Source organism: Muricauda brasiliensis (assembly GCF_003057865.1).
In the GTDB taxonomy this organism is placed as follows: Bacteria; Bacteroidota; Bacteroidia; order Flavobacteriales; family Flavobacteriaceae; genus Flagellimonas; species Flagellimonas chongwuensis.
Window position 1 is genome coordinate 115,856 of sequence record NZ_QBTW01000005.1, and the last position, 6,000, is coordinate 121,855.

Below are 6,000 nucleotides of genomic sequence, written 5' to 3' on the forward strand. Positions count from 1 at the left end.
TAGCCCCAAAATTCTATGAGAGCCCTATTTAGCGCTATCTGTTGCTTCTTTCTATTTCAGGCGGTTAGCGCGCAAAACTCACCAGATTGTAGGACAGCAATACCTGTCTGTGCCGATGCGCCTATCCTGGGAACCACTGATGGCAGTGGGGATATCGATGATTTTGACCCGGAGATAATTACCCAGACAGGCTGTTTGGAGAAGGGGAGTGTGAGCTCTGCCAATATTGAGAACAATACAGGCTGGTATGTTTTTAGGGCAGGTACGGACGGGCAAATCGGTTTTGATATCGAGGCACTTCCCGTAACGCCCGGTAGTCCGATTACTTCGGAATGGGATTTTGCAGTTTACGGTCCTTTTGATGAAACTTCCAATGATAATTTCTGTACCATAGTCGGAGATGGCAGCGCACAGCCCATTAGATGTAATTATGAATACAACGATACCGGTTTTACGGGGATAGGGGTAAACCCTGTTGATGGGCGGGAAGGTGCTCCCTTCGTTAAGTCCAGCCAGAATACGTACGACGAATGGTTGAATGTTAGGCAGGGAGAGATTTACTACCTGTATATCAATAACTACAATACCAATTTTGATGAAGAGCCTGAGTCTTTCATGTTGACTTTTACCGGGTCTTCCGTAGATGAAGATCAGGACAATGCTTTGGACTGTACCCTGCGAGATGAATTTTTAGGGTTTGATATTGTGGCCTGTGAGGGCGACCCGGATATTACCTTGTCCGCTTTAAATTCTCCGGTTGGACCAAGTATTTCCAATATAATTTGGGAACTGGACGCTGAGGATGACGGAACGTATGAAACTGTATTGGCCTCAGGTGCAGGTGAGACAGAACTGACCGTTTCCAGTCCAAATTCTGGTCGCTATCGGGTTACTATCGAATCTACGTTCGGTACCACGATTACCGATGATATCCTAATTACCTTTTACGGTGTGCCAGAATTGGATGAAGTTGTGGTCATCGATGATTTGGTGAACAGTGACCAGACCGACCCGTACAATGTGGAGATTGTTCCTGTCGGTGATGGGAATTATGAATATGCGATCAATGGGGGTGAGTTTCAGGACGACCCTGTTTTTGAGGATGTTCCTCCGGGCATCAATACCGTTGTCATCAACGATAAAAATGGTTGTGGTACCACCGAGCCCATCGAGTTTTTAGTGGTGGGTTACCCAAAGTTCTTTACGCCCAATAGTGATGGTGCCCACGATAATTGGACCGTTTATGGAGTGGAGGAATTGAATAATCCTGTGGTGTATATTTTTGACCGTTATGGAAAGCTGTTAAAGCAGATGAATGTGAGCGTTGGATGGGATGGTACGTTTAATGGTAGGGATATGCCGTCATCCGATTATTGGTTCCGTTTGGAATACGGGCGAGATGAGGATGGCTTAATCGTGGCCAAGTCAGTTCGCAGGCATTTTTCTTTGGTTCGATAATATAAAAAAGGCCGGAATTTCTTCCAGCCTCGTATTTTTCTCTTTTTTAGACCTTTAAAACTTAAGGGTGTATCCTAAAGATATATTTGTGTTTATTCTATTGATAAGGGCCGCGCTGTCGATACCACCATCAAACAAATAGGAATTCACGTCTTGCTCAGTACGGCTGTAGGCCAAATCCAATCGGCTTGCGCCAAAATTGTAACCTATACCAGCAGAAAAACCGTTCAGGTCTCCCACAAAATCCGTATCCTCGTATGGGCTTTGGTCATATCGATAACCTCCTCTTAGGCTAACTTGGTCGATTCGGTACTCACCACCTACACGGAAGGAGTTCACAGCGCCAAGTGTATCGGAGATAAAATCATTTTCAGCAGCAAAGCTAGGATCGGAAGTTGGTCTGAGTTCGGCTTTGGACATATCTTGGTAAGAGTAATCAAAGCTGATGAGTCCATCCTGTCCAAAAACCAAAGCAACACTACCCGTATACTTTTCGGGAGTTTTTATCTTGTATTCGTCATATAGGTTTACAATGGTAAAGTTGATGAAATCAATATCCGTAACCGCTAAATTTGAGTTGATACGTTGCGATGTATCATCCGTTAAGGTGTACCATGTTGGGGATTGATAACTAGCTCCGACCCGAACTGTTTGGTTTACCTTTGCAATGGCTCCTAAGCTAAAGGAGAAACCGTAGCCTTCAGTATGCAATAAATTATCAAAAGAGATGCTCTGTATATCTGATTCGGTATCATAACCTTCTTCGTCCAAATAGCTCACCCTGTCGTAGAGCACGCTATGAAAATTTAGAGATGCCCCAAGATAAAGGTCTTCCTTGTACTGGCTGGCAAAATTCAATGTGAATTTGCTGTTGTAGCCGGAAGTGTTCCGAACATATCTTTGGTTTACGCTGCCGTATTGCGCGTTTGAAAAATAAGAAGTGTTTTGGTCATCATCTTCAACGGGTTCAATAATGCCGGCCTGAAACCCAAGAAATGCCTGTTGGGCGGAGTACCCTAGATTGGCACCGATATCCAAATAAGCATCTTCAATATACTCGCCTTGCTGGGTGCGTAGCGGACCCAAAGGTTCACCATCTGCAAAATTTAGAAAATAATTGTCGATTCCGACATTGCTGTTTCCAGAAACGACCAATTGATTGTCGAAGTTCTCGACCAAATCATAATTAACCGCTAGTGCAATTTTTTTCCATGGGCTATCTGTGGCTGAATTCCACACAAAAACACCGCCGATTTGGTTAAAATCCAATGAATTGTCCGTGGAATTTCTTGTGGTGTTGCCATAAAGGGCATCGTTTTTCCTATGATAGTTGGACCCTGTAATCGAGATCTCGCTAAAATTGAATACTGCGGAACCGGCAGGGTTAACGTTCAGGGCAGATAGATCACCGCCCAAAGCTCCAAATGCACCGCCCATAGCTTGAAACCTTGCAGTTCCCTGTAGGTTTTCCGTGCTGTAGCGTATAACATCATCAATGGTCTGAGCACTTGCAAAAGTGCATGCCAATACCATTATGAAAGTTGAGATTCTTTTCATTTATTCTGATTTAGATTAATCAATATTGATTGTTGGATTATGGTCTGCCGCCACCTCGGCCACCTCTACTACCACCTGATGAGCGAGATGCGCCAGATGATCTTGATCCTCCTCCGGATGATCTACTCACCCCAGAGCTCCTGGAACTGCTTCCGGAACTACGGTAGCTTCCGCTTGACCTACTGCTCCTAGACGAACCGCTACTGCGATAGCTTCTAGAACTAGATCCGCTAGAAGAACGGTTGTAACTTCTGCTCGGTGCAGCACTTCTGGATTGATAGCTTCTGGAACTTCTATTGTAGGTTCCACTACTCCTTGTGGTAGGAGAGCTATTATAGGAACGGTATGTTCTAGAACTTCCATTGTAACTAGGTGAAGTACGAGTACTTCTACTTGTTCTGTAATTTTGGTTTCTAGAAGCAGCATCGGCGCTTATGGACCTTCTTACGTTGGACCTATTGCTGTAGCCATTGGTACTTCTTCTATTGGCCAAACCATTACTTCTGGAAACGGTTCCATTGGAGCGTCCACTGTTATTTCTAAACCTACTGGAATATCCAGACCTAGATGTTATAGCGGTACCAGGTATACGGGAAGTGTATCCTCTTCGTCCTGACATGTAGGCGTAGTTTCTGCCATAATAGCCACGGTTGTAATACGGACGGCCCCAGTAGTTGCCGTAGTATCCACCCCAGCCGTAGTATCCGCCCCAACCATAGTTGCCGGCCCAGCCCCAGCCATTGTATGGGTGTCCCCAGCCGTAGTATCCGCCCCAGCCCCAACGATTATATCTCCAAGGATTGTTCCATCCCCAGCCCCAACCGTAGTAAGCAGAGTTCCATCCCCAGCCGGCATTCCAAAGCCATGAATCGTTCCATCCCCATCCATAACCGCCCCAGCCCCAGCTGTTGTCGTAAACGTTGATGGATATACTGGAAGGATTGTCTCCCCATCCTGGGTTTCCGTTATAATTATTGTTGTATGCGAAATAATCGGTCTGTTCTCCGTAAGGAATTGAATCGTTCTGATCCTGACTGGAATAGCTGTCTATATCGGTGAAAACTTCACTATCCAATACTTCGCCAATTTCGTTTGCGCGGTCACCGAAGTACTCTCCGTACATATTGCTTTCCTGCTCTTCAATTCTCATGCCTTGGGCATTTCTCTTTTCAACACCAACAACGCGGTCGTTGGAGGAATAGATGCCGTCATCATAATAAGAAGCTTGTTGATAGGAACCACAGGAGGCCACAAAAATGGCACTGACCATCAATATGGCCGGGGTTCGTAAATTATTGTGGAGTAAAGACTTTAACATGGCGCAATTTTTATTGTTGAACATACTAAAAATAATTAGTTTTACCCAATCATTTTATTAATAAAGTCGCAAGTTTTGTGCCAAACTACAATTGATGGGTAAAAATTTAACGAGCAGAGCAGAGGATTATTCTAAATGGTATAACGAACTCGTGGTAAAGTCGGATTTGGCTGAGAACTCGGGAGTTAGGGGTTGTATGGTGATAAAGCCGTACGGATACGCTATTTGGGAAAAGATGCAGGCGCAATTGGACAAAATGTTCAAAGAAACAGGTCATGAAAATGCTTATTTTCCATTGTTCATTCCGAAATCATATTTGAGCAAGGAAGCAAGTCATGTAGAGGGTTTTGCCAAGGAGTGTGCCGTGGTTACCCATTACCGTTTGAAAAATGCCGAGGATGGAAGCGGTATAGTAGTGGATGAGGATGCCAAATTGGAGGAGGAGCTTATTGTGAGACCAACTTCGGAAACAATCATTTGGGATACATATAGAAGATGGATTCAATCCTATCGTGATCTACCTTTAAAAGTAAATCAGTGGGCCAACGTGGTTCGTTGGGAAATGCGGACCCGTCTTTTTTTGCGGACTGCCGAATTTTTATGGCAGGAAGGCCACACCGCTCACGCGACCCGAGAAGAGGCGATTGAAGAGGCCGAGCTTATGATGAACGTATATGCCGACTTCGCCGAAAAATATATGGGTGTTCCCGTAATCAAAGGAACCAAGACCGAAAGCGAACGTTTTGCGGGTGCTGAAGAGACCTATTGTATCGAAGCGTTGATGCAGGACGGTAAGGCATTGCAGGCCGGAACATCCCACTTTTTAGGTCAGAATTTTGCAAAGGCTTTCGATGTAAAGTTCGCCAATAAAGAAGGGGGGCAAGATTATGTTTGGGCCACGTCTTGGGGTGTTTCCACGAGATTGATGGGTGCTTTAGTGATGACCCATAGTGATGATAACGGATTAGTACTTCCGCCTCAACTTGCACCGATTCAAGTGGTAATCGTGCCCATTTATAAAGGATTGGAGCAGTTGGATGCCATTTCTGAAAAAGTGGAGCCTTTGGTGAAGCAACTGCGTGATAAAGGCATTACCGTGAAATATGATACCCGTGACACCCATAAACCAGGCTTTAAATTTAATGAGTATGAGTTGAAGGGGGTTCCGGTTCGTTTGGCTGTTGGTCAGCGTGACTTGGCCAATGGCACTTTTGAGGTGGCCCGTAGGGACACCTTGTCCAAAGAAATCGTAAAGGCCGAGGAAGTAGTGGATAAAGTAGTTGCCCTTATGGATGAAATCCAAGAAAATATCTTTAACAAGGCGTTGGATTATAGGAAGGGACATATTACAGAGGTTGATTCCTATGATGATTTTAAAAAGGTTATCGAGGAAAAAGGAGGTTTTGTTTCCGCACATTGGGATGGTTCCACTGAAACCGAGGATAAGATAAAAGAAGAGACCAAAGCCACTATTCGCTGTATTCCATTGGATGCAAAGGAGGAAGAGGGTAAGTGTATGATAACCGGAAAACCGTCCCATAAAAGGGTGTTGTTTGCAAAGGCATATTAAAGAGCTTGCAAAAAATAAAAAATACTGTTGCAAGACTTAAAAATAGTTGTATTTTTGCATCCGCAATTATGCAAGCATAATGGCCCGTTCGTCTAGG

The 6,000-nt window shown here is 44.6% G+C and carries 4 protein-coding genes; 2 read left to right on the plus strand and 2 right to left on the minus strand.

Annotated elements, in window-relative coordinates; translation table 11 throughout:
• Nucleotides 1-15 precede the first annotated feature (15 nt).
• Nucleotides 16-1,458, plus strand: coding sequence for a T9SS type B sorting domain-containing protein (locus DCK90_RS04355; RefSeq protein ID WP_108244968.1), 1,443 nt, complete (start codon nucleotides 16-18; stop codon nucleotides 1,456-1,458).
• Between the two features lie 54 nt (nucleotides 1,459-1,512).
• Here the strand turns inward: DCK90_RS04355 and DCK90_RS04360 are convergent, their stop codons facing one another.
• A complete protein-coding gene (locus DCK90_RS04360) occupies nucleotides 1,513-3,015 on the minus strand; it encodes an OmpP1/FadL family transporter (protein WP_108244969.1) in 1,503 nt (500 codons plus the stop codon).
• A 37-nt stretch (nucleotides 3,016-3,052) separates the two neighbouring features.
• Nucleotides 3,053-4,333, minus strand: coding sequence for a hypothetical protein (locus DCK90_RS04365; protein ID WP_234414625.1), 1,281 nt, complete (start codon nucleotides 4,331-4,333; stop codon nucleotides 3,053-3,055).
• A 94-nt stretch (nucleotides 4,334-4,427) separates the two neighbouring features.
• On the opposite strand from DCK90_RS04365, the gene proS reads away from it, so the two are divergent.
• Entirely contained in the window at nucleotides 4,428-5,903 is a 1,476-nt protein-coding gene (gene proS, locus DCK90_RS04370) for a proline--tRNA ligase (RefSeq protein WP_108244970.1), read from the plus strand.
• Nucleotides 5,904-6,000 lie beyond the last annotated feature (97 nt).